The sequence below is a fragment of the Streptomyces sp. SID12501 genome (assembly GCF_010550245.1).
Classification (GTDB): Bacteria; Actinomycetota; Actinomycetes; order Streptomycetales; family Streptomycetaceae; genus Streptomyces.
The window spans coordinates 42,274-68,218 of sequence record NZ_JAAGLU010000023.1; the positions used below are offsets into that span (position 1 = coordinate 42,274).

The 25,945-nt window shown below is 69.8% G+C and carries 18 protein-coding genes and 2 pseudogenes; 8 read left to right on the forward strand and 12 right to left on the reverse strand.

Features of this window, described 5'->3' with window-relative positions:
- Positions 1 to 533 precede the first annotated feature (533 nt).
- Positions 534 to 953, forward strand: a complete 420-nt coding sequence (locus G3I71_RS26520; protein ID WP_164318033.1) for a hypothetical protein — start codon at positions 534 to 536, stop codon at positions 951 to 953.
- 346 nt (positions 954 to 1,299) lie between these two features.
- On the opposite strand, the pseudogene G3I71_RS26525 reads toward G3I71_RS26520, so the two are convergent.
- Positions 1,300 to 1,425, reverse strand: a pseudogene (locus G3I71_RS26525) (transcriptional regulator); the annotation flags it as partial.
- Here G3I71_RS26525 and G3I71_RS26530 point away from each other — a divergent pair.
- A pseudogene (locus G3I71_RS26530) lies at positions 1,415 to 1,693 on the forward strand (XdhC family protein); the annotation flags it as partial. The pseudogenes G3I71_RS26525 and G3I71_RS26530 sit on opposite strands and share 11 nt — an antisense overlap.
- Positions 1,694 to 1,876: 183 nt before the next feature.
- Here the strand turns inward: G3I71_RS26530 and G3I71_RS26535 are convergent.
- The 3 genes from G3I71_RS26535 to G3I71_RS26545 all read right to left on the reverse strand — a co-directional run bounded on the left by G3I71_RS26535 (position 1,877) and on the right by G3I71_RS26545 (position 5,697).
- Positions 1,877 to 3,823, reverse strand: a complete 1,947-nt coding sequence (locus G3I71_RS26535; RefSeq protein WP_164318035.1) for an alpha-L-fucosidase — start codon at positions 3,821 to 3,823, stop codon at positions 1,877 to 1,879.
- A gap of 528 nt (positions 3,824 to 4,351) precedes the next feature.
- Positions 4,352 to 4,921: a TIM-barrel domain-containing protein gene (locus tag G3I71_RS26540; RefSeq protein ID WP_343243082.1), complete on the reverse strand. Its 570-nt coding sequence runs from the start codon at positions 4,919 to 4,921 to the stop codon at positions 4,352 to 4,354.
- The gene (locus G3I71_RS26545) at positions 4,858 to 5,697 is read right to left on the reverse strand and encodes a LysR family transcriptional regulator (RefSeq protein WP_164318039.1); all 840 of its coding nucleotides are present in this window, start codon (positions 5,695 to 5,697) and stop codon (positions 4,858 to 4,860) included. The genes G3I71_RS26540 and G3I71_RS26545 overlap by 64 nt, the downstream gene beginning before the upstream one ends.
- 93 nt (positions 5,698 to 5,790) lie before the next feature.
- Between G3I71_RS26545 and G3I71_RS26550 the strand changes: the two genes are divergently transcribed.
- Complete coding sequence (locus tag G3I71_RS26550; protein WP_164318041.1) at positions 5,791 to 6,534, forward strand: SDR family oxidoreductase; 744 nt, start codon at positions 5,791 to 5,793, stop codon at positions 6,532 to 6,534.
- A 434-nt stretch (positions 6,535 to 6,968) separates the two neighbouring features.
- On the opposite strand, the gene G3I71_RS26555 is transcribed toward G3I71_RS26550, so the two are convergent.
- On the reverse strand, positions 6,969 to 7,409 hold the full coding sequence (locus tag G3I71_RS26555) for a Tat pathway signal protein (protein ID WP_164318043.1): 441 nt from the start codon (positions 7,407 to 7,409) through the stop codon (positions 6,969 to 6,971).
- A 409-nt stretch (positions 7,410 to 7,818) separates the two neighbouring features.
- On the opposite strand from G3I71_RS26555, the gene G3I71_RS26560 reads away from it, so the two are divergent.
- Positions 7,819 to 11,418 carry a BTAD domain-containing putative transcriptional regulator gene (locus G3I71_RS26560; protein ID WP_343243083.1) on the forward strand — a complete coding sequence of 1,200 codons (3,600 nt, stop codon included), beginning with the start codon at positions 7,819 to 7,821 and terminating at the stop codon, positions 11,416 to 11,418.
- A gap of 283 nt (positions 11,419 to 11,701) precedes the next feature.
- Here G3I71_RS26560 and G3I71_RS26565 read toward each other — a convergent pair whose 3' ends face one another.
- The gene (locus G3I71_RS26565; protein ID WP_164318048.1) at positions 11,702 to 12,199 is read right to left on the reverse strand and encodes a peptidylprolyl isomerase; all 498 of its coding nucleotides are present in this window, start codon (positions 12,197 to 12,199) and stop codon (positions 11,702 to 11,704) included.
- 239 nt (positions 12,200 to 12,438) lie between these two features.
- Complete coding sequence (locus tag G3I71_RS26570; RefSeq protein ID WP_164318050.1) at positions 12,439 to 12,603, reverse strand: hypothetical protein; 165 nt, start codon at positions 12,601 to 12,603, stop codon at positions 12,439 to 12,441.
- Positions 12,604 to 13,493: 890 nt separating this feature from the next.
- Between G3I71_RS26570 and G3I71_RS26575 the strand changes: the two genes are divergently transcribed.
- A complete protein-coding gene (locus G3I71_RS26575) occupies positions 13,494 to 13,835 on the forward strand; it encodes a MerR family transcriptional regulator (RefSeq protein WP_164318052.1) in 342 nt (113 codons plus the stop codon).
- 171 nt (positions 13,836 to 14,006) lie between these two features.
- Here G3I71_RS26575 and G3I71_RS26580 read toward each other — a convergent pair whose 3' ends face one another.
- The 3 genes from G3I71_RS26580 to G3I71_RS26590 all read right to left on the reverse strand — a co-directional run bounded on the left by G3I71_RS26580 (position 14,007) and on the right by G3I71_RS26590 (position 16,550).
- Entirely contained in the window at positions 14,007 to 14,807 is an 801-nt protein-coding gene (locus G3I71_RS26580; RefSeq protein WP_164318054.1) for an SDR family oxidoreductase, read from the reverse strand.
- A 22-nt stretch (positions 14,808 to 14,829) separates the two neighbouring features.
- Positions 14,830 to 15,705, reverse strand: coding sequence for an alpha/beta hydrolase (locus tag G3I71_RS26585; RefSeq protein ID WP_239149377.1), 876 nt, complete (start codon positions 15,703 to 15,705; stop codon positions 14,830 to 14,832).
- 227 nt (positions 15,706 to 15,932) lie between these two features.
- Positions 15,933 to 16,550 carry a TetR/AcrR family transcriptional regulator gene (locus G3I71_RS26590; protein WP_164318058.1) on the reverse strand — a complete coding sequence of 206 codons (618 nt, stop codon included), beginning with the start codon at positions 16,548 to 16,550 and terminating at the stop codon, positions 15,933 to 15,935.
- 175 nt (positions 16,551 to 16,725) lie between these two features.
- Here G3I71_RS26590 and G3I71_RS26595 point away from each other — a divergent pair, with 175 nt between their 5' ends.
- Positions 16,726 to 18,885 (forward strand): ABC transporter permease, encoded by a 2,160-nt coding sequence (locus G3I71_RS26595; RefSeq protein ID WP_164318060.1) that lies wholly within the window; start codon positions 16,726 to 16,728, stop codon positions 18,883 to 18,885.
- Between the two features lie 474 nt (positions 18,886 to 19,359).
- Here the strand turns inward: G3I71_RS26595 and G3I71_RS26600 are convergent, their stop codons facing one another.
- Together G3I71_RS26600 and G3I71_RS26605 are read right to left on the reverse strand one after the other, a co-directional pair.
- The gene (locus tag G3I71_RS26600; RefSeq protein ID WP_164318062.1) at positions 19,360 to 20,313 is read right to left on the reverse strand and encodes an alpha/beta hydrolase; all 954 of its coding nucleotides are present in this window, start codon (positions 20,311 to 20,313) and stop codon (positions 19,360 to 19,362) included.
- A gap of 199 nt (positions 20,314 to 20,512) precedes the next feature.
- Entirely contained in the window at positions 20,513 to 21,337 is an 825-nt protein-coding gene (locus tag G3I71_RS26605; protein ID WP_164318064.1) for an SDR family oxidoreductase, read from the reverse strand.
- 375 nt (positions 21,338 to 21,712) lie between these two features.
- Here G3I71_RS26605 and G3I71_RS26610 point away from each other — a divergent pair, with 375 nt between their 5' ends.
- Together G3I71_RS26610 and G3I71_RS26615 are read left to right on the forward strand one after the other, a co-directional pair.
- Positions 21,713 to 22,366 (forward strand): TetR/AcrR family transcriptional regulator, encoded by a 654-nt coding sequence (locus G3I71_RS26610; protein WP_164318065.1) that lies wholly within the window; start codon positions 21,713 to 21,715, stop codon positions 22,364 to 22,366.
- A gap of 215 nt (positions 22,367 to 22,581) precedes the next feature.
- A complete protein-coding gene (locus tag G3I71_RS26615; RefSeq protein WP_343243084.1) occupies positions 22,582 to 25,917 on the forward strand; it encodes a BTAD domain-containing putative transcriptional regulator in 3,336 nt (1,111 codons plus the stop codon).
- Positions 25,918 to 25,945 lie beyond the last annotated feature (28 nt).

Below are 25,945 nucleotides of genomic sequence, written 5' to 3' on the forward strand. Positions count from 1 at the left end.
TAGTCGGAGAGATGCCACTCGCAGTGAGGGGAGAAGTCGTGGCCGACCGGCGCGCCGAGGATGATCCGGTGTACCTGGGGCTGGCAGCTGGCCCGCTCGGACGGTTCCTGCTCCCGTGTGGCGGCGAGCGGCAGCCTCAGTGTCCGGCAACACCTACGGTGACAGAACGGTGGCTGTGGCTCCAGCAGCCGGGGTCCCGGGGTGCCTTCAAGAAGACACTGAGCGGAACACCCGAGTCGAGCGACGGGACAATCCCGAGGTCGCGCCGACGGGCCCGAGCCGCGGCTCTGCACAGGGCCGCGGGCAGGGGGGTGCGGTGGCACCACCGCACCCCGTCGCCTCCGATAGGGAAACGATCCCCCCACCCGCCCACCAAGGCCACATTCGCCCTACCCCTACCCCTACCTCCACCCCCACACCGAATCCATCCCCGACTTGCCCCTCCCCAGAACCAATTGCGGTGGCAGGCAGATGAGTTGACGGCACAATGGTCGGGTGCGGCACGTTGACGGCACACTTGCCGGGAGGCTCCGATGAGCTGGTCGATGTTCGTTTTCCGTGATCACTGGGCAGACGCCCATGACCGGCAGCAAGTGGCGTTCATGGCCTTCAGCACGTTGTACGCCGAGGCCGTCCCCGCCTACCGGGAGACCGAGTGGCTGCGGCACTGGCAGTCTTCCTGGCCGGAGGTCGCCGACACCCAGCCGAACGGGCTCAGTGACCTGGACGCCGATGGGTATCTAACCGATGACGAACGCGTCGCATGGTTCCGGGAGTTCCTTCGCGACTACCGGTTGTGGGTGGCATCCGCCGCGGACACGATCCGCCTGCTCACCAGGTACGAGCCGGACAACCTCGTCGCCTTCGCGATGACGATGGAGGCAGTGATCGCCGGGGACGCCGGCCATCCGAACGTCCGGAGCACGACCCACCTCACGCGCGACACCTCATGAGACCTCCCGACCCGCGCTTGACGTCCATCCTCGGCGACCCCGGTCGACCAACCGTCATGACCAACCGCCATGACGAACCGGCATGACGAACAAGCACCGTGCACATGAGCACGCCGTCGGGAGGCAGGACAAACCACACCTCGCGGCAGCCGTCACAAGCAGCGACCTTGCAGAAGCGCCGAGCCGACAGCGGTGGCAGTGCAGATACCGGCACGGCGGGTGCGTGTAGCGCGACGTCGGCTGCCGTCTGGCCTGTGGAGGAACATCGCTTTGCTGGCCATCGGGTACCGGACCCGGAGGAATCTGGGCGTGACGTGCAGTCAACTCACCCACGGCCAATGGAAGTTCAGCGACCTCTGCCTGCCGACGACGTGTCCGTTCCCGCCCGGGTCGCGTCCGTGCCCCAGTTGGCCAGCAGTTGCAGCGCCTCGGCGGACGGGGAGTTCGGTTCGGCGTGATACGTCACCATGTTCGTCGAGTCGAGCGTCCCGCCGCCCCGCATGCTCGTCTTCGGCGCCATCGACTTCGCCGCGGCACTGGTGCGCATGGGTAAATTCCTCGGCTACCACGTGACGGTGTGCGACGCCCGACCCGTCTTCGCCACCCGAGCACGCTTCCCCGAGGCCGACGACATCGTCGTCGACCGGCCGCACCGCTACCTGCGCCGCACCGACACCGACGACCGCACGGTGATGTGCGTGCTCACCCACGACGCCAAGTTCGACGTACCCCTGTTGGAAGGCCCATGGCGGAAATATCGGCACCGCGAACTTCAGGTCACGATCTCCCGGACGAGCTCCCCGTGCCGGTGCGGCCTCAGCACCGGCACGCGGAGCGCCGTCATGTCCGGGTCGGCCTGTCGCGCCGACGGGCCGGTCGACCGCCGAGGGTACGGGTGGCGGGCCCTGTGACGGAGGACAGGTTCAGGAGGGGATGAGCTGCCACTGCTGCCGGGTCAGTGACGCGTACGGCTGCTGCTCGATGTTGGCCCCGTCGGTGGTGCTGCCCTCGTCGACGCCGAGGGAGAGCCCGCTGTAGCGGTTGACGAGGAAGTAGTACCCGTCACCGGTGGGTGTGACGGCCCAGTGTTGTTGGGGAGCGATGGCGTCCTGCCAGATGTCGACGTTGCCGCCGTCCGCGCGGGAGAGACCCGCGACCTCCAGGAGCTTGCCGCTGCCCGCACCCTTGATCTTGTAGTAGCCGTCGCCGGTGCTGGTGAGGGTCCACTTCTGGTTCGCCTGGTTGAGCCAGGGCCACTGCAGGACGTTGGTGCCGTCGGCTGTGCCCGCGCTCGCCACGTCGGCGACCTTGCCGCTGTGCCGGGCGACCAGCCGGTAGACGGTCCCGTCTCCGGGCAGCGTGGTGGAAACCGGCGCGGGCTCGGCCGTCCGGCCGCCGATTCTGACGCCGCTGATGTTGGCGTATTCGCCGGTGGCCGCGTTGACCTGGATCCGTACGAAGCCCACGTTCCGGGCGGGCCACTCGACCAGCTTGGTTGTGCGGTCGCCGGCCCAGGTGCCGGTGGCGACCTGGGTGAAGGTGACGCCGTTGGTACTGGTGTAGATGGTGTACGAGGTGATGTCGCCGTCGGTGGAGTCGGTGCGGTTCCACTGCTTGGGCAGGTATTCGAGGGTGGAGACGTTGCTCCACACCCCGCCCAGGTCGATGGTGATCGACTGCGGCAGCGGCAGACTCCAGGTCGACCAGCAGGTCTCGTAGCGGACGTCGCTGAGTCCGTCGATGGCGTTGAGGGGTCCCTCGCCGGTGTGGAAGGCGGTGGCGTACGCGTTGACCGGTGTGACGGGGTGCTCGGCGCGCAGCAGTTGGGTGGGCAGCGACGGCCTGGAGGCGTTCGGGCTCCATGCGGCGCCGACCTCGGCGAGCCGGTTGACGATGTTGGTGTCCAGCAGGCCGTTGCGGTTGGGCGGGCAGTTGAGGATGAACGAGGTGTACTTCGGTTCCAGGTCGGCCAGGTGCGACAGGATCGCGGCCTTGCTCATCAGGCTCTCGGTCGGGGTGGAGGGGTGCCAGAACCAGCCGTTGCTGATGGTCTGCCCCTGCATTCCGGCGTAGGTGTTGCCCGCCGGTGCTGTGATGCCCAGCGGCTCCTCGAAGAAGATCGCGTCGCTGAGGAAGGGCTCCGCCAGTCCGCCGATGTCGATCATTACGCAGTCCGGCTGCAGCTTCTTCACCAGGGAACGGATCCTCTGGTAGGAGACGGACTGCTGTCCCATCTGCCATGCGTAACCGTCGGTCATGAACATATCGACGGTGCCGTAGTTGGTGAGCAGTTCGGTGATCTGACCGAGGATGAAGGTCATGTCGCCGGGCTGGATGGCATCGGTGATTTCGAGCCCGGTCACACTGTGCCGGCTCTCCCATGCCTCGACGCCGAAGGTTCGGTCCCAGATCGAGTAGTAGAACCCGACCCTCAGCCCTCTCGCCCGGAAGGCGTCGCAGTACGCCTGCACGACGTCCTGTTTGTAGCCGCTGTTCGCCACGTTCTGGGAGCCGTGGGCGCTCGGCCACAGGGCGAAGCCGTCATGGTGCTTGGTGGTCAGGATGCCGTAGCTCATCTTCGCGGCGACCGCCGCGTCGGCCCACTGTGCGCAGTTGACACTCGGGGGAGCGAAGAGGGTCGGGCTCTGCTTGGGTTCCGCCCACTCCTGGTCGGTGAACGTGCCCAGGCTGAAGTGGTTGAACATGCCGAACCGTCTGTCGACCAGCTTGCTCAGGTTTGTCTGCGCGTTCGCGGCGGACGCCTGCGACAGCAGGCCGGAGAAGCCGGGCACGAGCGGCAGGGCGGTCGCGGCGGTCGCCGCACCCGCCGCGCCGAGAAACGTACGGCGAGTCAATCGTGATGAGGACATGGCCCACTCCTGTGGATGGATGGATGGATAAATGGATAAATGGATGGATGGATGGCATGGGGGGACGGATTGTCGAAAGGACTCCGAAACGGTGCTCCCCGGGAACCTGCGAGCAGGGCTGGCGTCACGCGGGACGGCTCCGCCCAAGGTCGGCGACCGGGCTGTCGTGGGAGCGCGGGCCGCGAGCTTTTCGGCCGGGCGTGGGCCGTAACGGAGTGGTCTTGGTGCGGGATCCGGACGGTGAGCGGCGTGAGGGCACTCAGGAAGACGGCCGACGCGAACACTGCGGCGTGCCGGGCCTCAGGAGCTCCGTCATGGATAGGGCCCCGGCGGACTTGCGGAGCCTGCCGTCGGCGGACCGCCATGCCGATGAGCGCCCCCTTGGCGGGTGATCGGCTCCGGCAAGGTCTTCTCCCGATTGTTCGCAGGACAGAACACGGCGTTGGCAGCGCACGGTGTTGTGGCTCGGCATCCGAGCTGACCCGGAGTGACATCGGATGTATTAACGGGCATCAATCGAGGGTCTGTCTAGAGGTTCGACAGGAAACCGTGATTGAGCTGGTAGATGTACTCGGGCGCTAGGGGCAAGTTGCCCAAACGCGATATGTGATCAGTCGATAGATCGGGTGAATAAGGAGGTTGAGTGGCGTGTGAGCGGAACATCGGCATGAACGCGGCGAACTGCAGCCGTCGGACGTAGAGCTCGCGGTGGCCGACGTCGTCGCAGTCGGCGGGGAAGTCGCCGCGCCAGAACCGCTGTTCCTTACGGTCGACGAAGAACCCGCCGATGCCGCAGCGCCGGCGGAGGTTGCCGGTCGTGCGGAAGTCGAGCCCGTCGGCGATCTGGGCACGCGGCGTGGCCCGGGTCGCGGTCACGTCTCCCGACCGGGTGACCGCTCCGCGGCGTTGCCGGCCCGGGCTGCCGGAGCGGGGCAGCGCGACGGGGCGCCGGTGCGGGTCGGCCCCGCGTCGGCCCTCGTGCGGGCCGGGGGTGTGCAACAGGGCGCAGCCGCGAGCAGCTGCGGAGCAGCCGGTCAAAGACGTGTGGCTACGCGGATCAGGTCGGCGGTTGCGCGAAGTCGGCTCTGCGACGGCCACGCGATCACCGTTGTCACGGGTGGTGCGTCGAGGACCGGCACGGCGGTGAGATCCCGGCGCAGGTCGGTGCCGGCGGACTCGGGCATGATCGCGGTGGTACGGCCGAGCGCGATCAGCTGGAAGAGCTGTGTCAGGTTCCGTACCTCTGCGCCCGGTCCCTCCGGGTAGCTGCCGCCAGGGCCGGGCCAGCGCGCCATCGGGAGTTCCGGCAGTGTGGCGACCTCGGCCATCCGAATCCGGGAGCGGCCGGCGAGTGAGTGAGAGGTGGGCAGGATCGCCACCTGTCCCTCGGTGCGCAGAGTTTCGGTGTCGAGTCCGACCGCCGAATCGAACGGCAGATGCAGCAGAGCCACCTCGGCTTGCCCGCTCTGCAGCAGTTTCTGCTGCTGGTGCGCCTCACAGAGCAACAGGTCGACGGTGGCCGCGCCGGGCTCCGCGCGATAGGCATCGAGCAGTTTGGCCAGCAACTCGTCGGCGGTGCCGGATTTGACGGCGAGGACGAGGCGGGGGCGCCGTTGCGCGGCCTGCTGGGTACGCCGCTCGGCTGCGGCTACCGCGCTGAGGATCGCACGGCCCTCGGACAGCAGTACGGCGCCGGCCTCGGTGAGCGTGACCTTGCGGCTGGTGCGCTCCAACAGGGTGACCCCCAGCTGTCGTTCGAGCCGGGCGATCGCTCGGGACAGGGGCGGCTGGGCCATCTCCAGACGCTGGGCGGCCCTGCCGAAGTGCAGTTCCTCGGCGAGGGCGACGAAGTACCGCAACTCGCGTATCTCCATGCCTGCACAGTAACCGCGGCGGACGGTCGATCCATGTCGCCCGGGTATCGCTGCCTTACCGAGACGGTGTTGGTCCCCGGTCACGACGGAGCCATGCTCGCTGTCATGAGCGAGAAGGCGATCGCGCTGGTCACCGGCGCGAACAAGGGAATCGGGTACGAGATCGCGGCCATGCTGGGCGCGTTGGGATGGAGTGTCGGTGTCGGTGTCGGCGCTCGGGACGAGCGGCGCAGGACGGACGCCGTGGCGAAACTGCGCGCGGCAGGTGCCGACGCGTTCGGCGTGCCCCTGGACGTGACCGACGACGAGAGCGTGAGCGCCGCGGCGCGGCTGATCGAGGAGCGAGCGGGGCGCCTCGACGTGCTGGTCAACAACGCCGGTGTGGCGGGCGGTTGGCCGGAGGCGCCGACGACCGTCGACCTGGAGACCGTGCGGCGGCTGGTGGAGACCAACGTCATCGGCGTCATCCGGGTCACCAACGCGATGCTGCCGTTGCTGCGCCGTTCGGCGCACCCGCGGATCGTCAACCAGTCCAGTCATGTCGGCTCGCTGGCCCTGCAGACCACGCCCGGTGTCGACCTCGGAGGGATCAGCGGGGCCTACGCGCCGACGAAGACCTTCCTCAACGCCGTCACCGTCCAGTACGCCAAGGAGCTGAGCGGCACCAGCATCCTGATCAACAACGCCTGCCCCGGTTACGTGGCCACCGACCTCAACGGGTTCAGCGGTACTCAGACCCCTGAGCAGGGAGCGGCGACAGCCGTCCGGTTGGCGACTCTTCCCGACGACGGCCCCACTGGTCAGATGTTCGACGACAGCGGAGTCGTGCCATGGTGAAGTTCTGACGCGCTCCCGCTCGACGGGGATACGGCTCGATGAGCCCCGCCACTGCCGTGCAGGTGGCAAAGATGACCAGTGGCGGCCCTCGCGATCGGCCGTCCGAACCCCCGCCGGTGCAGGTCCGGGGGAGTGGTGACCCGGGACTCCGAGGACTGTGACGGGAAGAGGCGGCCGAGTGGCCCGGTGCGCCCGTCCTCCATGAGGAGGAGAACGGGCGCCACGAGGGGGGCGAGTGTGCTGCCCGGATCCGGTGACAGAGACTGGGCTGCTGCCGCCGGCACACAGGCCCCCTCCTCCTGTGCCGTGGCGTCCACGCCGTCTCCGTACACCAGGGGCTCGGCCCCTCGGCGCACTTCAGCCGCGCCCTCCCCGCCCCCTACGGGGTGTCCCCGGCGAATGCCGGGGCTCGCCCGGACCGGCTCCTGGGGACGCTAGAACAGCGACACGCAGGAACTGCCGTCACCGACGAAGCAGACGTACAGCTTCACGTCGCGGAGGCTGTACCCGTTGCTGCTCGCGTAGCCGGGGGTGCCGTTGGCGCCGTTGCTGTCCGAACCGAGCTTGGTGTAGCCGTGGTAGTTCCACGCTCCGTTCTCCCACTTCTGGTACGTGGTGTAGAGCCCCGCGCCCTTGCCGTCCGCACAGTTGTCCCAGATCGTGAAGTCCCAGTTGGTGTCGTAGAGCGCGTAGCCGCCGGCCGTCCCGACCTGCCAGTAGTTGAAGGTGCCGTAGGTGGAGGCGCAGCCGTCGTAGGTGCTCTGGGCATAGCTCGCGGCCTGAGCCTGGCCGGAGAAGGCCATGACCAGGCCTGCGGCGGCGGCCGCGACCGCGAGCTTCTTCTGAACGCTCTTGAGCGTGATGCCATTGATCATGGCGGTCCTCCTGTATGTCGATGATGTGACGGGGAACGGGCCCACTGGGTGGACGACAGGACAGAGGTCCACGGCTGTTCTGCTCGCGCCCCTGGCGGGGCGAGGTTGCTGTGCGTTCGGTGCGTTCGGTGCGACAGCCTGTGTTCTGCCGCTGCTCGCGTGCGTATCCGGGGTAATAGCTGCGGAGGCGCCACTCCACGCCCGGGTCGCCGGCTGCCCGCTCGTCGGGTGCGGCCGTTTCGCTGTGCGGCCGAACACCTGCCGAGCTGGGCTTCCGGGTTCTTCGTCGTGCTGTTTCCTGTCCCGGACCAAGATGCTCGGGCGACCGTCGGCGAACCTTGAGCAAACGTTGAATTGGCTGGTCGAAGCTGTTGTGCCAGGGTGGGGATCTGAGACTCGGGGGGCGTCTGTGACGGTTGAGTTCGGTGTGCTCGGCAGCGTCGAGGCGCGGGTGGACGGCCGAATCGTCGATCTGGGCCATGCCCGGCAGCGTTGTGTGATCGCGGTGCTGCTGGTGGACGCCAACCAGGTGGTTTCGGTGGACCAGCTCGTCGAGCGCGTCTGGGCCGACCGTCCTCCGCAGCGGGCCCGGAACACGGTCTACGGCTATGTCTCCCGCCTGCGGCAGACCCTGGCCGTCGCCCAGGGGGCGGATATCGTCCGGCGTTCCGGTGGGTACGTCCTCGACGTCGACGTGGCGGCAGTGGATCTGCACGGATTCCGTGACGTTGCCGCACGGGCCCGCGTGGCCGCGCGGAACGAGCAGGACGAGCAGGCCGCAACTCTGTTCGGGCAGGCACTCGGCCTCTGGCGGGGAGACGCCTTCGCGGGTCTGGACACCCCCTGGATCAACGCCCTCCGCGACGCGGTCGAGCAGGAACGGGTCGCGGTCCAACTGGACCACACCGACGTCCGGCTCCGCTGCGGTCACCACAGCGGACTGCTGTCCGAGCTGTCCGCCCGGGTCGAGACACACCCACTGGACGAACGGCTGGTCGGCCAGTTCATCCTCACCCTGTACCGCTGCGGTCGCCCGGCCGACGCCCTCAACCACTACCAGCAGATCCGGCTGCTGCTGGCCGAAGAACTCGGCTGTGACCCCGGGCTCCCACTCCGGCTACTGCACCAGCAGATCCTCACCGCCGACCCCGCACTGCAGGTCCCCGCCGCAGTCTCTGCCGCCGTCCCCGCCGCCGGGCGTGCTCCGGGATCCGCACCCGCTCTCGTGCCGGGCCCGTTACCCACGCCCCCGCCGGTGGGTACCCCACGGGACGGCGCCGACCTGCCCGACCCGCCGAGACCGCGGCGCCCCCGGACGGGCGGCCACCTCGTCGGGCGGGCATCGGAACTGGCGGTTCTCGACGGTGCGATCGAGGATGCCCTGGCCGGTGCACCAGGGGTGGTCGAGGTGGTCGGGGAACCGGGCATCGGAAAGACACGGCTGCTCGGCGAACTGGGCGAGCGGGCGAGACGGCGCGGTTTCGTGACCCTGGCCGGCCGCAGCGTGGAGTTCGACCGGACTCCGTACGGTGCGTTCGTGGACGCCTTGGACGACCACCTCGGCCGTGTGGACTTCCTCCGGCTCCGGCACGACGGATCACCGCCCGGCGCGTTCGCGCTGCTGAGTACGGTCTTCCCCGCACTCTGCGACCGGTTCCCGACCGGGCCGGAGCCGGTGGCGGTCGAACGGTACTGGTTCCACCGGGCGGTGCGGACGTTGCTGGAGGCGCTGAGTGCCGACGGCGGGCTCGTGCTCAGCCTGGACGACCTGCAGTGGACGGACGACGGTACAGCCGAGCTGATCGACCATCTGGTACGGCACCCGCCGAGGACACCGCTGCTCCTCGCCCTCTCCTACCGTCCCCGGCAGGCTCCGCCGCGACTGGCCGCGGCACTGGCCCGGGCCGGAACGGAGGGAAGGGCGGCCAGGGTCGAGCTGGGTCCGCTGTCCCCGGCCGAGGGGGCGGAGCTGTGCGGGGCCAGGCCGGATCACTGGCGCTTCCGGCAGCTGTACGAGGCCAGTGGCGGCAACCCGTTCTACCTGGAGGCGCTGGCCCGAAGCGCCGGGAACGAAAGCCCGCCGGTGGTCCCCGCCGACGCGATGCCTGTCGCCGACGATCTGCCGCAATCGGTGCGTGCCGCGCTGCTGGAGGAACTGGGAGGCCTGTCAGCCACCGCGAGGGCCTGTACGCAGGCGGCTGCGGTGCTCGGTGACTCCTTCGAGGCCGAGATGGTCGCAGTCGTGGCCCAGACCGGTGAGGCACAGGCCCTTGCCGCCCTGGACGAGGTCGCGGAGCGGGACCTGGTACGCCAGATCGGCTCCACGCGCCGATTCCGGTTCCGTCATCCGCTGGTGCGGGCAGCGGTGTACCAGGGGGCGGGCGCCGGCTGGAGGATCGAGGCGCACACCCGGGCCGCGCACGGACTGGCGCTGCACGGCGCACCGTTGACCGCCCAGGCGTCGCACGTTCAGCGTTCGGCGCGGGTGGGAGACGAACATGCCGTTGACGTACTGGTACGGGCCGCCCGTCAGGTGATGACGATCGCACCGGCCGCTGCCGCGCACTGGACGCAGGAAGCCCTGCGGTTGCTCGGTGAGCAGAGTCGGCTGCGGCCCGAACTGTGGCTCCAGCAGGCCGATGCGCTGGGCATGGCCGGACGACTGCTGGAAAGCCGCGACGTCCTGCGCACGACCGCTTCTCTCCTGCCTGCGGGGGCACGGGCTCAGCGGGCTCGGCTGACCGTCTCCCGAGCCACGATGGAGTGGAAGCTCGGCCGTTACGAGAAGGCGACGTCGCTGCTCCTGCGGGAACTGGCGGACCACGACGACCTGCCGGAATCCGAGACCGCCGCTCTGCGGATGGGGGTCGCGGCGGTGGCACTTCGCACAGCCGACTTCCCCACAGCCATCGGTTGGGGCGAACGCGCGCTGCACTCGGCAGAAACCATCGGCGACCCATTGCGGATCACCGGTGTCCGGAGCCTGCTGGCACTGGCACACACCTTGGCCGGCAACTCCGTCCGGTCGACCGACTACCTGGACCTGGTACTGGAAGTGGTCGACGAAGCCGATGACCAGCAACTGGTCGACCAGATCGACACCCTTGTCACGATCGGCTGGACGGAAATGTTCCTGGGCCACTACGACGCCGCGCTCCGGCACCTCGGTCAGGGCCTGGACATTTCCCGGCGTACCGGCCAAAGCCTCATGCTTGCCGATTTCTTCGCCGCCTCCGCATACGTACTGATGTGGCTCGGGCATCTGGACGAGGCGGCGAAGTACGCCGACGACGCACTGGAGGCGGCATCACTCGTCGGCAGCAACGAGCCACGCTCGCTGGCCGAGGCGGTGAACGCGGCGGTCTCGATGTGGCGAGGGGACTTCGCCGGAGCACTGAAGATCTGTGAGGAGTCGCTTGCCCAGGCCGGCCCCGAACCGACCCAGCACCGGTCGGCGATCCTAGGGATGCTCGGCAGTGCGCTGCTTTTCACCGGTGATCCGGCGGGCTGCGTCCGCAGGGTGATCGAAGCGGGTGGCGGCCCCGAGATGTCGGCGTTCGAAGCACCCGTGCGCCCGGTGTGGTTGCGGCTGCTGACGGCTGCGGAACTGGCCCGGGGCGATGTGGCGGCTGCCGAGATGTGGGCGGGCCGCGCAGCATCCGCCGTGAGCCCCGACAGACCGCCCGGACAGCTCGGCTTCGCTTTGCTGGCCCGCGCCGAGGTACACCTCGCAAGGGAAGACGCGGCGGCGGCAGAGACTGCGTGCGAGGCCGCTGCCGCGTTCTGTGCAGCTCGAATGCCACTCTACGAAGCCACAGCCCGGCTGACGGCCGGCAACGCCCTGGCCGGCATCGACCGCCGGTCCGAAGGGCTCGCGCAGCTGGAACGAGCCAGAGCACTGTTCGCCGGCTGCGGGGCAACGGCCCTGTCCGAACTGGCCGGTCAGGAACACGACCGCATCGCCGCCCGAACACCGCCTCCGGCGATCGGCATCACACCTGGGATCTGAGACTCCCGAACGGCACAGGCTCCCCTGGAGCGAGCCCCCCAAGGGCTGGGGAACGCCCTGGTGGTGGCCGATCACCTGCCTGCCTGCCTGCTCGTACGGACGAGGCGCTCGACGCGGCGGCCCAGGCACGTTCACGGGCGCATGCACGTGGCCGGGATCGGCGCGGCCGACGTCGAAGGAGCCGGAGGGAGCGTCCGCGCCCTGGAAAAGCCCGTGGCCGGCTGCCGCAGACCGAAGGCTGCGGCAGACACGGGCGGCCCGATGGACCTCAGCAGGAGGAGTGTTACTCGCCCACGACGCCCGAGGCGGCGATGACGATCTTCGCGCGGGTGGTACCGGAGCCGGAGCCCAGGGACTCGATCTTCGTGACCAGGTCCTGGCCCTCGACGACCTCGCCGAAGACGACGTGCTTGTTGTCGAGCCACGGGGTGAGGACGGTGGTGATGAAGAACTGCGAGCCGTTGGTGTTCCGGCCGGCGTTCGCCATGGAGAGCAGGAACGGCTTGTCGTGCTTGAGCTTGAAGTTCTCGTCGGCGAACTTCTCGCCGAAGATGCTCTTGCCGCCCGTGCCGTCGCCACGGGTGAAGTCGCCACCCTGGAGCATGAAGTCCGGGATGACCCGGTGGAAACCGGAGCCCTCGTACCCGAAGCCGTGCTGGCCGGTGGCAAGCTCACGGAAGTTCTGCGTCGTCTTGGGAACGACCTCGTCGTACAGCTTGAAGACGATGCGGCCCGCTGAGTCGCCGTCGATGGTGATGTCGAAGAATACGTTGGTAGACACAAGGCCATCCTGCCACGCCCCGGATGTGCTGCCGGGGGGAGCCCACTCGCGGGCCGCGCCGGCGATCGCAGAGCAGGCCAAGGATCTTCTCGGCGAGGGCGAGCTCGTCTTCGGCCGGTAACTCGCGAGGCTGTGCGGGATTCGGAAAGTCGTCGCCGTCCGACGTTGCCGACCGGGCAGTTGGACGACGGTGACGCGCGCGGTGCCGACGAGTCGTCGGGGGCGGACTCAGCCCATGGCTACGCGGCCCGGTCGGTCAGCAGGGTGCGGGCCAGGCGGGTCTGTATCGCGGCCGGCCCGCGGACCATGGGGACCGCGGTGGCCAGCATGAACACCCCTACCCCTATGACGGTGTTGAAGCCGATGTCGGCCGCCCGCGAGGAGTTGTCGAACATCAGCTCCACCAGTCCCTGGTCGTCGGACCCCTGGGGCAGGGACCACGACCAGGTGCTGTAGAGCAGCTCGCCGACACCGCCGAGTGTCCACGTCAGTGCGGCCTCGGGGACATCGTTCAGCAGAGCACCTCCGACGTCGGCATGCGCGAAAATCTATGTCGACCGGAGTAGACATTCGGTGGTTGGCCTGGTTATGGTTTCTCTCGTAGCCCAGAGAGACAGCAGGGCCTGGCAGACACGAACTGCCGGGCGGCAGTACCCGTAGTTGCAGTGCGCAGGGCGGTGCGGTGGTGGAGTTTCGAAGCCAGGGTTGTTGCAGGACGGCGACGGGACTGACCGTCGGACCGGGTGGCCCGCAGTGATCAGGGGCCGCCGTGAGCAGTACCGCAGGAGAAGTACCCGTAGGTGCGGTTCACAACATGCAGCAGTGAGGTCGGTGAGTGGTACCTCGGTGAAGGCGTCGGCTGCGGGCGCGCGCACCGGGAGGTTCGGCAGTGGGGTTCCAAGCCGGAGCAGATGCAGGACGGGCGACGGGGCTGGCTGCCGAAAGCAGTACGCGGTATCAGCAGTTCGCATCATCAGCGGTTCGTATCACCAGCAGTACGCAGTACCCGCTCAACAGGTCGTAAGTGACTGATCCCAGAGGGAAGAACGGAGGGGCCGAGCGCCATCAGGATCGCCCGGGCGGACGTCTTGAACCCGGGTACCGCAGGACATCGACAGTGAGGTGGTCTCCGGTCGAGCAACCGCGATCCCAGCAGCCCCGACAGCATTCCGGTCGGGTGTGCGGAAACAGAGGGCCGGCGCAGTACCAGGGCCGGCAGATGGTGTAGCAGTTCCTTCGGGGCCCTGGTGCCAATGGCACCAGGGCCCCTCCACGTACTCCACAGAGAGGTGAGATGACAACGGACGACACCTACAACCGACTCGACGACGACGACTACCCCGCCTACACCACGGGCCGGGCCGCCGAACTGCTCGGCACCACCCAGAGCTTCCTGCGCGCCATCGGCGAAGCCCGACTCATCACCCCACTGCGCTCCACCGGCGGACACCGCCGCTACTCCCGCTACCAACTGCGCATCGCCGCCCGAGCCCGGGAACTCGTCGACCACGGGACCCCCATCGAAGCCGCCTGCCGCATCATCATCCTCGAAGACCAGCTCCAAGAAGCCCAACGCATCAACACCGAACACCGCCCCAGCACAGTCGAGTCAGCGAACCCGAAGGCCGCGGCCTGAGACGGCCGGACCTGCAACTCCCCTCCAGGCGGCCGACGTCGCCATCCACCATGTCGTGTACGCGACCCGTCCTCGCCTTGTGGATGAACTTGTACGCCGACAAGAGCACCCGGGCCACGTCGATGGCCCGCTCGGGACCGGGGGAGGGTGGTGTGGTGCTCGCGTCGCCGGTCAGGAGGAGAGCAGCGGCCTCATCTTGTTGGCGATCAGTACGGTGGTCCGCTGTGGCATCAGCCGTGAGAGCCGGTCGAGCAGCAGGGCGTCCCGGCCGATGCGGACCCGGTAGCTGCCCTTCTCGACCGCTTCGACGATCTGCTTGCCGGCGGACGCGGCGCTGGTCTGCTTCCCCTTCATCTTCCCGGCGGCACCGGGCATGCTGACCCCCGAGTTGCCGAGGATGTCGGTGGCGATGCCGCCGGGGAACACCACGGTCACGGCGACCGGGGTACCGCGCAGCTCCGCGTACAGCCCCTCGGTCAGCAGTTTGATCGCGGCCTTGCTCGCGCCGTACAGGCTCTGCCCCGGTATGGGTACTAGCGCTCCCATGCTGGCGACGTTCACCAGGCTGGCCCTGGGGCGTTCGAGGAGCACGGGCAGGAACGCCTTGGTCAGGTTGACGACGCCCCAGAAGTTGACCGCCATCACCCGCTCGATCTCGTCCAGGCTCAGGTCCTGTACATGTGCGAAGCGTTGCACGATGCCTGCGACGTTGAGCACGCCGTCGACCTGCCCGTGCGCTGCGGCGACCTCGCCGGGCAGCTTCTCGACCGCCGTACGGTCGGTGACGTTCAGCACGTGGGTGGTGAGCCGGCCCTCCGCCGCGGCCGCGAGCCGGGCCGTCTCGGCCAGCCCGCTCTCACTGAGGTCGACGGCGGCTACGCGCGCACCGCGGGCCATGAGCCCGAGCACCACTTCCCGCCCGATCCCATTGCCGCCACCGGTGACGACGAAAACCTTCTCCGCGAGCTGCATGTCGATCCGCCTTCACTTTCGGTCATGGACGTGGGTCGGTCCCGGTCTCGGTCTCGGATGTGGGTCGGTCTCCCAGCGCGCCCTCCAGCGCCCGTGCCTGCCGACGCCAGAACTCCCGCGAGACCTCGGCTTTGGCGAACGCCGTGTCGAAGCCGTGGAAAGCGCCGGGGACGATGTGGAGGTCGCACGGGACGTCGCTGTCGCTCAGCCGGCGCGCGTATTCGACATCCTCGTCGTGGAAGAGATCGAGGGTGCCGACACCGATCCAGGCCGGAGGAAGACCGGTGAGGTCCTCGCGGCGGGCTGCGGCGGCGTACGGGGAGACGTCCGGGCCCGCGACGGCGTCGCCGAGGTAGGACGACCAGCCGTACCGGTTGCTCTTGGGCGTCCAGAGCCGCACGTCGAGATTGTCCAGGTCGGTTCTCGTCGTCGTACGGTCGTCCAGCATGGGGTAGAGGAGCAGTTGGAACACCGGGCGGATCTCGGCCCGGTCATGGGCGAGCAGCGCGAGGGCCGCGGCGATTCCGCCGCCCGCGCTGGCACCGCCGATCGCGATGCGGTCGACGTCGATGCGCAGGTCACCTGCACGCTCGACCAGGCCACGCAGCGCGGCGTAGGCGTCCTCGACCGCGGCGGGCGCGGGATGGTCAGGACCCAGTCGATAGCGAACCGCGGCGACGGTGATGCCGAGCTCGCGGGCGAAGGCGATGTTCGTACTGTCGTCCTGCTCGGGCGCTCCGAAGATCAGCCCGCCTCCGTGTACCCAGAGCAGCGCCGGAGCCGCCGCCTTCAAGCCGGTCGGCTGGAAGACGCGAAGCGAGACGGGCGGTGCGTCCTTCGGCCCGGGCACGGTCACCTCCTGAACCGTGACGTCCGTCCCCGGATCGGCCGAGCGCATCCTCACGCTCCGCAGGATGCGCGACGACAGACGCCCGTAGGACACGTTGGGGATGAAGCGACCTCGTGCGAGATCGGGGTGGAAGGCACTCATCGGGTCCTCGTGCTTTCCCCTCGGCGAGAGTGGCCGAGGGTGATTCGCGGATGTACGGGATCGGCCGGCCCCCCCCGGCAGGCGGTCGGCGTGGAGATGGGGAGGCTTCGAAGCCGGTGCGAGGGCGGAGGCGGCTATAAGGCCGGTGCGACGGCGCCGATGGGAAGGCCGGCGCGCAACTGCGTGAGGCTCTCGCGGATCAGATCGGGCAGCGAGACGTCATCGTCACCCGTTGCCCACATCTCGACGGACGTCCGCAGCGCGGCGGATGCCACCGCTGCCATCAGGCGTGGAGCCATGTCGTGTTCGGCGTCGGTGCCGGTGCGCTCGGCGACGAGCTCCGTGAGCTGCTGGTGGACGTGCTCGAACGTGACGAGGTGCTGAGCGCGCATCGCCGGGTCGTCCTCGACCGCGCGCATCAGTACCACGATGTCGTCGCGTCGACCGATGAACGCCGTGACGAAGGACGGGAGCGCCTGCGCCAGGGAATCCCACAGAGGCTCTCCCACAGGCCGGGCCCGCAGCGCGTCTGTGACGGAAGCGGCACGTGACACCAGTCCGTCGAGGATCGCCTCTTCACGGCCGGCGAAGTAGTTGCGGAACGTCCGCGGCGAGACATCCGCCGCCTCGGCGATCGCCTCCGGAGTCGCCGCTTCCAGACCTCGCTCGATCATCAAGGACCACGCCGCATGGCTCAGGGCCGCGCGCGTCGCCAGCTTCTTGCGTTCCCGCAGGCCCATCTCGAGCGTCATGCCGGCAACCATCCAAGATTTTTGCCTTTTTGGCAAGGTTTCTTTTTTGGCAAGATTTCACGGCGGGCCGTCCTGCGATGCCTGGAAGTAAAGTGTACGGTTTAAAATAATCAAGCGAGCGGTTTAATTGATCTCCGGCCCGCATGCGCCCGAGCACACCGATCAGGAGCACAGCATGGAGTCCCCCACCCCCGAGGCGAGCGGGCGCGAGCCGGTTTCGCCCGAGGCGGCGAAGAAGATGAAGATCGCCAAGTACGTCTTCGTCTTCCTCATCCCCTTCCTCATGGTCACGATGATGTACGCGACCTACATGGGCACGATGCACTCGCCGCAGACCCGCGACATGCCGGTCGCCGTCGTCGGTTCCGGGGCCGTGGCCGAGTCCGTCGTCGACGAGCTGGACTCCACCCAGGACGGCGCCCTCGACGCCCGGCTGGTCGCCGACCGGGCGAAGGCGGTCGGGCTGCTCAAGGACCGTGACGTCGCCGGCGTACTGGAGCTGCCCGCGGCCGGTACCGCCGGGGCGACCGTCTACACCGCCCAGGGGGCCGGCTCCGCGCAGGCGGGAGCGGTGAAGCAGTTCCTCGCCCCGGTGGCGGCGGCCCACGGCTGGACGACCGAGGTCGAGGACGTCGCGCCACTGCCCTCCGGCGACAGCGCGGGTATCGCCGTACTGCTCGCCGCGATCGGCATGATGCTCATCGGATACGTCCCGCTGAGCGCGATGGCGGGCGCGCTGCCGCATCTGCTCTCGCTGCGCAGGTTCGTACCGTTGCTGGCTGGCTGGGCGGTGGCGAGCAGTACGCTGATCTGGCTGATCCTGGGGCCGATCGTGGGCGCCGTCGACGGCCACTACCTGGAGTTCGTCGGGATCGGCGTGCTCGCGACAGGCGCCGTGGCGCTCGGGCAGCTGCTGCTCGTGAAGCTCATGGGCGGGCTGGCGGTACTGCCCGGCATGCTGCTGTGGGTCGTCTTCGGGGTGCCCTCGTCCAACCTCGCCTCGTCGATCCACACGATGCCCGGTTTCTTCGGCTTCCTGCACGGTGTGCTGCCACTGCCGGCCGCAGGTGAGGCACTGCGCTCGGTCCTCTACTTCGACGGCCGCGGCGCCGGCACCCACCTGCTGACACTCGCCCTCTGGATCGTCGCCGCCCTCGCGCTCGCCCTCCTGGTGGAGCGACGCAAGGGGCTCGCCATCCCCAGCGCCCCCTCGGCCGACGACCCCGACATCCCCCTGCCCGCGCTGGCAGGTGGCCCCCCGCGCTCCAAGCGCTTCCGGTACGCGGCCGTCGCCGCCTTCCCGATGACCATCCTGACCGTCGTCATCGGCCTGATGGGCGCCTCCCTGCACCAGCCGGAGATCCGTGAGATGCCCGTCGTGGTCGTCGGTGCCTCGCAGGAACAGGCCACGCAGGCGGCCGACGGCCTCAAGGAAGGCTTGGGCGACCTGCTCGCGCTGACGACCAGCACCTCCCTCGACAAGGCCACCGAGCAGATCCGCGAGCGCGAGACCGTCGGCGTGTACGTCCTGCCCGCCACCAAGGGCGGCACCGCGACGCTGTACACGTCCTCGGCCGCGGGTGCCAGCCAGCACTCCGCGCTGCAGACGATCTTCCAGCAGCTCGCGGCGAGTCAGAAGACCCCGCTGGAGCTGACCGACATCCAGCCGCTGAGTACCTCCGACTCCAACGGCAGCAACAGCATGTACGCGGCCATGTCCTGGATCATGGCCGGCTTCCTGATCATGGCGGTGATGCGCGGCGGCCTGCCGGAGATCAGGCGGCTGCGACAGCTCCTGCCGATGCTGGGCGGCTGGGCCGTCGGCATGTCCCTGTGGCTGTGGTTCCTGTTCGACGTGCTGATCGGCGCGATCAACGGCCACGCCTGGGAGATGATCGGCTTCGGCGCGCTGACGATCTTCAGCATCTCGATGTTCACCGGAATCTTCACCCGCACGCTGGGCATCGCCGGCGTCATCCCCGTACTGGTGATCGCCCTGATGGCCGGAGTCCCCGCTTCCGGCGGAGGCATCTCGCTCTACATGGTCCCCGACATCTTCCGCGACCTCAACGACATCCTGCCCCTGCCCGCCGCGGTCGACATCGTCCGCGCCACCCTCTACTTCGACGGCACCGGCATCGCCGGACACCTGGGGACCATCGTCGGCTGGGGCGCCGTATGCCTGCTGGCCAACGTCGGCATCGACGCATGGCTCGCCCGCCGCGACCGCGAGCACGGCACGGACGGAACCGACGACGGCCCCGGCACTCCCACGGACGGCCAGGAATCCGGGCGGCCCGCCCCCGACCGGCTCGACCACACCGGCGTCGCCTGAAACCGGCGTAACACCGAGTCCTCGCGCTTCGGGCAGCGGGCGGACCGGGCGCCGACGTTCCTGAGCGGGGTCCCCGTCCGGCCGGACGGGGACCCCGCTCAGGAACGTCGGCGCCCGGGTGAAGTTGCGGATCTGCCCGTCGGCCGTGTGGACGACGACCGCCGCGAACGACTGCGTCATGGCGCCCGTCAGGTTTCCCGGCGGCGGAACCGCCATGGAGGCGGCACTGGTGGCGGCGAGGACCAGGGCGGGCTGCTGTTTGCGCCACACCAGCCGGATGATCGTGCGGTCGCTGCTCCTACGTCCGTCACGGCGCGGGGAGAGCCCCCCCCGCCGGTCTCGGGGAGGACGACCGGTTGGTCTACGGCCTGGTTCCGGTCGCTGCGGCCGGACCGTGTGGTGCCGTGCGTCGTACGGCGGCCCGGCCGCCGTACAGGGGGAGGATCTCGGCGCTGATGTCACCGGCCGCCCGGGTCAGTCGGTTGCGGCTGCCGAGGGGTGGGCGGCCTGCCGTACGTGCTGGGCGATCCGGGTGTAGACCTCCCGGGCCTTCGCGGCATCCTTCATGTCGTAGGCGTGATCGGCCTCGGGTACGTCGTAGTGCTCCACCAGGGCCCCTGCCTTGCCGAGCCGCTCGGCGTAGCGTGCTCCTTCCGCCCGGAGGATGTCGTGCTCCGCTGTGATGACGTAGGCCGGGGCGATGCCCGTGAGGTCGGCGGTGTCCGACGGATGGGCGGGCGAGATCAAGGGGTCGGTGCGTCTGTGCGGGTCCGGGACGAAGGCGCTGTTGAACATGTCTCCCATCCACGGACGCAGCATCGGCTTGGCGATGACGGAACTCTTGTCCCTGATGTCGGTCGCGAGGTCGAGGGGAGCATAGTGAAGGACCTGGAGGGCGATCTCCGGTCCGCCCTTCTCGAGGGCCTGACGTGCCACCGCCGCGGCCAGTCCGCCCCCGGCGCTCTGGCCGCCCACGGTGAGCCGGCTGCCGTCCCAGCCGTGTTCGGAGCCGTGCTCGGCGACCCACCGGACGACGTCGAACGCCTGGTGCGAAGAGGAGGGGAAGCGGTACTGCGGGGCGACGACGTAGTCCACGTTGATCACGGCCACCCCCGCTTCGGCGGCGAGGAACCGGCACAGCGAGTCGTCGATATCCGTCATCGGCATGACGTAGCCGCCGGCGTGGAAGTTGACGTGGACCGGGACAGGGGTGCCCGCAACGGTGTCGGGCAGGTACACCACGGCCTTGGCCGGGGCGATCGAGGTCGGGATCGTCAACTCGCGCGTGGTGCGCGGGAACTCCGGGAAACGGTGGAGCAGTGAGGCCTCACCGCCTCGCGTGTTGGCCAGTCGGACTGCCGTGACGCCGAAGAGTTGCATCGCCCTGGCGGCCGGGGAGGCCACCGAGGGTCGGGCCAGGATGGACATTTGAGCTCCCGTTCAGTCGGTTGCGGGTGGGGACGCGAGGTGCGGCGTGGTGTGAGGTGAGGTGCGTGGTGCGGCGGTGTTCTCCGCGGTACGGCACGGCATGTGTCCGCGACCCGGCGGCCCGGGATGTGCGCCGTACCCCGTCCCCACGGATTCGGCACGGTGGGTCTCCTCCGCTCGCGGCTGTCCGTACGGTCTCTCAGCCGAGGCGTCCGGTGCGGACGGCGGCGACGACTCCGCCGTCGACGAGGAGGTCGGTTCCGGAGATGAAGCCGGCGGCGGGGCCGAGGAGGAAGGCGGTGGCCGCGGCGATGTCGGCGGGCGTGCCGACCCGCTTGGCGTTGGAGGCGTCGATCATGGCGTTCATGACGGCGGCGTGCTGTCCGTTCAGCTCGGCCTGGCCCATGGGGGTGGCGATGACGCCGGGGCTGATCGCGTTGATCCTGGCGCCCCGCTCTCCCCAGCTGTTGCTGGCGGCCTGGATGCGCAGCAGGTTGGCCTGCTTGGCGTATCCGTAGGCGTGGGAGGAGTTGGCGAACCTGGTGGGGTCGAGGATCGGCAGGGACAGCAGTTCGTCGGACGGGGTGGTGGCCAGGAGCAGGGCGTCCTCGGCGGCGATGGCCGGGTGGTGGTAGGCGGCCATGCTCGCGATGACCACCCCGGCTCCGCCGGGAGCGACGACCTTGCCGAACTCGTCGAGCACCAGGGCGACACCGAGCAGGTCGACCGCGAGGACGGCGGGCACGGGGGCCTGTACGGGGGACAGTCCGGCCGTGTGCACCACGGAGCGGACCTCCCCGATTGCGGCGGCCTGCGCGGCGAGTGCGGCCACCGACTCGGCCGAGGACACGTCGACCACGGCGGACGTCACCTCGTAGCCCTCGTCGCGCAGGCTCTTGGCCACCGCGTCCAGGGTCTCCTGGTTGAAGTCCGCGAGGACCAGGTGGGTGCCGGAGCCGATGTGACGGGCGATGGCCTGGCCCATTCCGCCCACGCCGATGACGACTGCGATGTTCTGCGGCATGGTCATTTCCCTTGTCCCGGAACGTGCGAGGGGGCGCGCTCCGTGTGCGAGCAACGAGTAAACCCGATGATTTAAATCAATGGGATGATTTACTCTACCGAGGGGCAGATACCTGAGCAAGCGGAGGTGGCTGAGCGTGTGGGGAAGTCGCAACGACGGTTTCCAGTGGCGTACAGCGCCGTCCAGCAGGGACGGGGCCGACGACGGGGTCTCACGACCGAGGCACTCCCTCGCTCGCGCGGAGGCGCGGGCGGCCCTCGCTCCACCCGTGCGTAGGCTTTCCTCGTTCGACCTCGCCACTTCGGCCGAGGACCTGCGGCGGATCGCGGGACCGGCCGCCGCAGGGCTGCGCGACGTCCCGATGTGGTGGTGATCATGGCAGGCAGGGCGAGACAGGACGAGCGGTCCGTCGCGACGCAGCAGTCCCTTCTGATCGCGGCGGAGCGGCTGTTCGCCGAACGCGGGGTGCACGCGGTCGCCAACCGGCAGATCAGCGAGGCCGCCGGGCAGGGCAACAACGCCGCGGTCAGCTACCACTTCGGCACCAAGACCGATGTGGTCCGGGCGATCGTCCGCAAACACACCGAGCACATGGAGCGGCTTCGCGAGGGCATGATGGCCGACCTCGACGAGTCCGCCGGCCTGCGGGACTGGGTGGGCTGCATGGTCCGCCCGGTCACCGACCACCTGGAGGCCCTGGGCAGCCCCACCTGGTACGCCCGCTTCACCGCCCAGGTCATGGCCGACCCGGCCCTTCACGCGATCATGATCGAGGAGTCCCTCGCCGTCTCCCCGTCGGTGAGACGGCTGCTGGAGGGGTTGAACCAGTGCACGCCCGGCCTGCCCGTCGGAGTGCACTTCGAACGCGCCGTCATGGCACGCCACCTGATCGTGCAGATGTGCGTGGAGCGGGAACGCGCTCTCGCCGACCACTCCCGCACCTACCGGCCCACCTGGCACGACACGGCCACCGGACTGATCGACGCGATCGTCGGGCTGTGGCAAGCACCCTTCACCCACGGCGCGTGACGCTCGGCAGACCATCCGCAGCGCGGCCGGTCGAGTACCGGCACGGCGGGTGCGCGGGAGTGGGCAGGGCGACGTCGGCAGTCTGTGTGCGGTGGCGCACCCGGTGTTCAGGGGGCGGCGCGCGTACCGGCCGGGCCGGGCTCGGCAGGCCGATGGACACCGCGTTTATCGTCTGTTGACAGACCGCACCGATGGTTCGGGTAGATTCCCGCGGCGTGCTGCGTATTCGAGTCCTTGGTTCGCTGGGCGCCGACGTCGGGGGGAAGCCGGCCGAACTGGGCCCTCCGCGGCAGCGAGCCGTCCTGGCGCTGTTGACAGCGGCCCGCGGCAGCGTCGTGCCGGTCGACCGAATGACGGACGGGCTGTGGCGTGGGGTACCGCCGGCGAAGGCCACGGTGTCCCTGCACACCTATGTCTCGAACCTGCGCCGGTCGCTCGAACCGGGGCGGCCTCCGCGCACCCCGGCGACCGTCCTGGTCACCGCTCCTCCCGGCTACGCCCTGCGGCTGCCCGAGAACGCGGTGGACGCCTGGCGTTTCGAGTCCTGGGTGAGCCGGGCCCGGCGGGCGTCGGCCGAGGAGGCCCGTGCGCTGCTCGCCGACGCGCTCGGATGGTGGCAGGGGCCGGCCTTCGCGGAACACGCGGACGAGGCGTGGGCGGCGTCGGAGGTGGCCCGGCTGACCGAGCTGCGTGCCGAGGCCCGTGAACTCGCCATAGCGTCCGATCTTCGCACCGGACACGTGGCCGAGGCGGCGCCGGCGGCCGAAGCCCTCGTAAGGGAAAGCCCGTTGCGGGAGGAGGGATGGCGTCTGCTCGCCCTCGCCCACTGGGCCTGTGGCCGGCAGGCCGACGCCCTCTCCTCGCTGCGCCGTGCCGCGGGGGTCCTGCGCGACGAACTCGGCTGCGATCCCGGCCCCGCACTGGCGGAGCTGGAGCGCGCCGTGCTCGCCCGGCGACTCGACGTGCTGCGCGTGTCCGTACCGGAGCCGAGGCCCGTCGTCGTCGAACCGCCGCGGGGCGGGCGGCGCGACCTGTTCGTCGGCAGGAGCGGTGAACTGCGCGCCGTGGACACCGCCGCGCGGGCCGCCCGGCACGGGGGCGGCGTGGTGCTGGTCACCGGCGAGGCCGGTGCCGGAAAGTCCGCGCTCCTCGACCGGCTCGGCGGCCGTCTGCGGTCCGACCGCTGGAACGTGGTGATCGGGCGCTGCCCGGAGTACGAGGGTGCGCCGCCCGCCTGGGCATGGGTGGAGGCGCTCGGCGCGCTCGCCCGGGACGTGGCTCCCGCACGGACCGAGGAGCTGGCGGTGCTGCTGCGCGAGCCGGAGAACACGGCCGCCACGACCCGAGACGAGGCGACCGCGGGACGCTTTCGGATGCATCGCGCGTTCGAGGCGTGGCTGCGGGCCGCGGCCACCGAGTCGCCGCTCGCCGTCGTCCTGGAGGATCTGCACCGCGCCGACAGCGAGACGCTCGCCCTGCTCGAGTCGGCGGCCTCGATCAGCGGCGTACCCCTGCTCATCGTCGCCAGCTACCGCCCCGCCGAGGTGGGGGAGAACCTGGTGAAGACCCTCGCCAACCTCGCCCCCGGCGCCCCGCACCGGATCGCGCTCCGTGGCCTGTCGCCGCGTGACGTCGCCACCGTGGTCGACGCCGTCTGCGGTGAACCCGTGGACGTGGCGATGGTGACGGCACTCGCCGAACGTACCGGCGGCAATCCGTTCTACGTACTGGAGAGCGCACGTCTGCTGGCCAGCGAGGGCGCGCTGGTCGCGATCTCCGAAGTCCCGCAGGGCGTACGCGACGTCCTGCGCCGGCGCCTGGCCCTGCTGCCCGCCGGGGCCCGGTCCGCCGTACGACTCGCGGCCGTCATGGGCCTGGAGGCCGACGTGGCCCTCCTCGTCGAGGCGGCCGACGTGGGCGAGGACGAGGTGCTGGACGGGCTCGACGCTGCTCTGGCCGCGGATCTGCTGACCGAGCCGGGATCCGGTCGCGTCCGGTTCGTCCACGCGCTGGTCCGCGACACCGTGTACACCGACCTGTCCGGCGTACGGCGTTCCAGTCTGCACTCCCGCATCGCCCAGGTCCTGCGCCGGCACCACCCGGACGACCTCGCCGCGCTCGCCCACCACTTCGCCCGCTCGGGCAGCGTCGCGAACGCGCCCCTGGCCGTCGACTACGCGCTGCGGGCGGCCGAGTCGGCCGAGCGGCGCTACGCCCACGACGTCGCCGTAGAGCTGATCCAGCAGGCGATCGACGTACACACCACCGCCGCGGGCGATCTCGACGCACAGCCCGAGCACACGGTCGGCCTGTCGGTGCGGCTGCTCGGCGCGCAGGTCCGGGCCGGTTCCACGGACGCGGCCCGGCGCACCCGGCAGCACGCGGTCGAACTGGCCGAGCGGGCCGGCCGGCGCGACCTGGTCGCCGCGGTCTACGGCGCCTGGATCGAGCCCTCCCCCTGGCACAGCAGGCTGGGCGGCGCCCACGACCCCGCCGTGCCGGCCCGGCTCGAGGAGCTGGCGTGCGATCCGGACCTGGACGACCGCACCCGTACCGGTGTGCTGCAGGCCCTCGTCGACACGGTGGCGGCCGAGGACGCGCCACGAGCTCTGGACGCGGCGCGCACTCAGCTGAGGCTCGCCCGCGCGAACGGTGAACCGCGCCTGCTGGCCGCCGCGTTGATGACGTCCGCCAAGCTGCTCCCGCACGAGGTGCAGGCCGGGGCACGCACCCCGCTGGTCACCGAACTCCGGGAGCTCGCCCGCGAGCACGACCTCCCGGCCTACGGCTGGGTGTGCCGGCATTTCGACGCCATGACCGCCGCCACCCGCAACGACCCGGCCGAGGTGCGCCGGCACACCGCGGAAGGACTGACCCTCGCGCGCCGCTACCGGATGCTGTGGGCGCAGGGCGCCAACGCCGCGAGCCTGGCCATGCTGGCGGGCGTCAGGGGCCGCTTCCAGGAGGCGGAGGACCGGTACGCCGAGGCCGACGAGCTGCTGCGACGCGTCGGGGCGCACCACGCGAAGGGTCTGCGCACGCTGGGACTGACCACCATCCGGCTCGCCCAGGGCCGTACGGCCGAGATCGAGCCGGTGATGCGCGCCGTGTACGAGTCCGTCGGCGCCCCCGTCGGAGTGGCGCTGGCTCTCGTACTGGCCCGCCTCGGCAGGCTCGACGAGGCGCTCGCCGTGAACTTTCCCGCGCGGCCCGTGGCCGACCACCTCTACGGGGTGGAACTCGACTACCGCTCCGAGCTCGCCGTCCTCCACGACGACCGCGACACGGCGTCCGCACTGACCGAGCACCTGCTGACCATCCGGGAACAGCTCGCGGGTGCGGCCGGCGCGGCCTACGCGACCCGTCCTCTCGCCCATGCCCTCGCCGACCTGTACCGCCTCCTGGGCGAGGACCGGGCCGCGGCCGAGAACTACGCCCTGGCCGAACGCACCGCGCGCGCCTGGGGCTCACCCCACCTCGCCGCGAGTGCACGCCGGGCCGCCGCGGAACTGTCCGAGGCCCGGGCACGACGGCGGACCTTCGCGACGTAGTCCCCTGACGGCGAACCGATCAGGGGAC

Excerpts from the sequence above, each read along its gene's own strand:
- G3I71_RS26590 (WP_164318058.1), bottom strand. The coding sequence starts at position 16,550 with ATGACGCTCGAGATGGGCCTGCGGGAACGCAAGAAGCTGGCGACGCGC.
- G3I71_RS26520 (WP_164318033.1), top strand. The coding sequence starts at position 534 with ATGAGCTGGTCGATGTTCGTTTTCCGTGATCACTGGGCAGACGCCCAT.
- G3I71_RS26585 (WP_239149377.1), bottom strand. The coding sequence starts at position 15,705 with ATGCGCTCGGCCGATCCGGGGACGGACGTCACGGTTCAGGAGGTGACC.
- G3I71_RS26580 (WP_164318054.1), bottom strand. The coding sequence starts at position 14,807 with ATGCAGCTCGCGGAGAAGGTTTTCGTCGTCACCGGTGGCGGCAATGGG.
- G3I71_RS26605 (WP_164318064.1), bottom strand. The coding sequence starts at position 21,337 with ATGCCGCAGAACATCGCAGTCGTCATCGGCGTGGGCGGAATGGGCCAG.
- G3I71_RS26595 (WP_164318060.1), top strand. The coding sequence starts at position 16,726 with ATGGAGTCCCCCACCCCCGAGGCGAGCGGGCGCGAGCCGGTTTCGCCC.
- G3I71_RS26555 (WP_164318043.1), bottom strand. The coding sequence starts at position 7,409 with ATGATCAATGGCATCACGCTCAAGAGCGTTCAGAAGAAGCTCGCGGTC.
- G3I71_RS26550 (WP_164318041.1), top strand. The coding sequence starts at position 5,791 with ATGCTCGCTGTCATGAGCGAGAAGGCGATCGCGCTGGTCACCGGCGCG.
- G3I71_RS26545 (WP_164318039.1), bottom strand. The coding sequence starts at position 5,697 with ATGGAGATACGCGAGTTGCGGTACTTCGTCGCCCTCGCCGAGGAACTG.
- G3I71_RS26600 (WP_164318062.1), bottom strand. The coding sequence starts at position 20,313 with ATGTCCATCCTGGCCCGACCCTCGGTGGCCTCCCCGGCCGCCAGGGCG.
- G3I71_RS26610 (WP_164318065.1), top strand. The coding sequence starts at position 21,713 with ATGGCAGGCAGGGCGAGACAGGACGAGCGGTCCGTCGCGACGCAGCAG.
- G3I71_RS26575 (WP_164318052.1), top strand. The coding sequence starts at position 13,494 with ATGACAACGGACGACACCTACAACCGACTCGACGACGACGACTACCCC.
- G3I71_RS26535 (WP_164318035.1), bottom strand. The coding sequence starts at position 3,823 with ATGTCCTCATCACGATTGACTCGCCGTACGTTTCTCGGCGCGGCGGGT.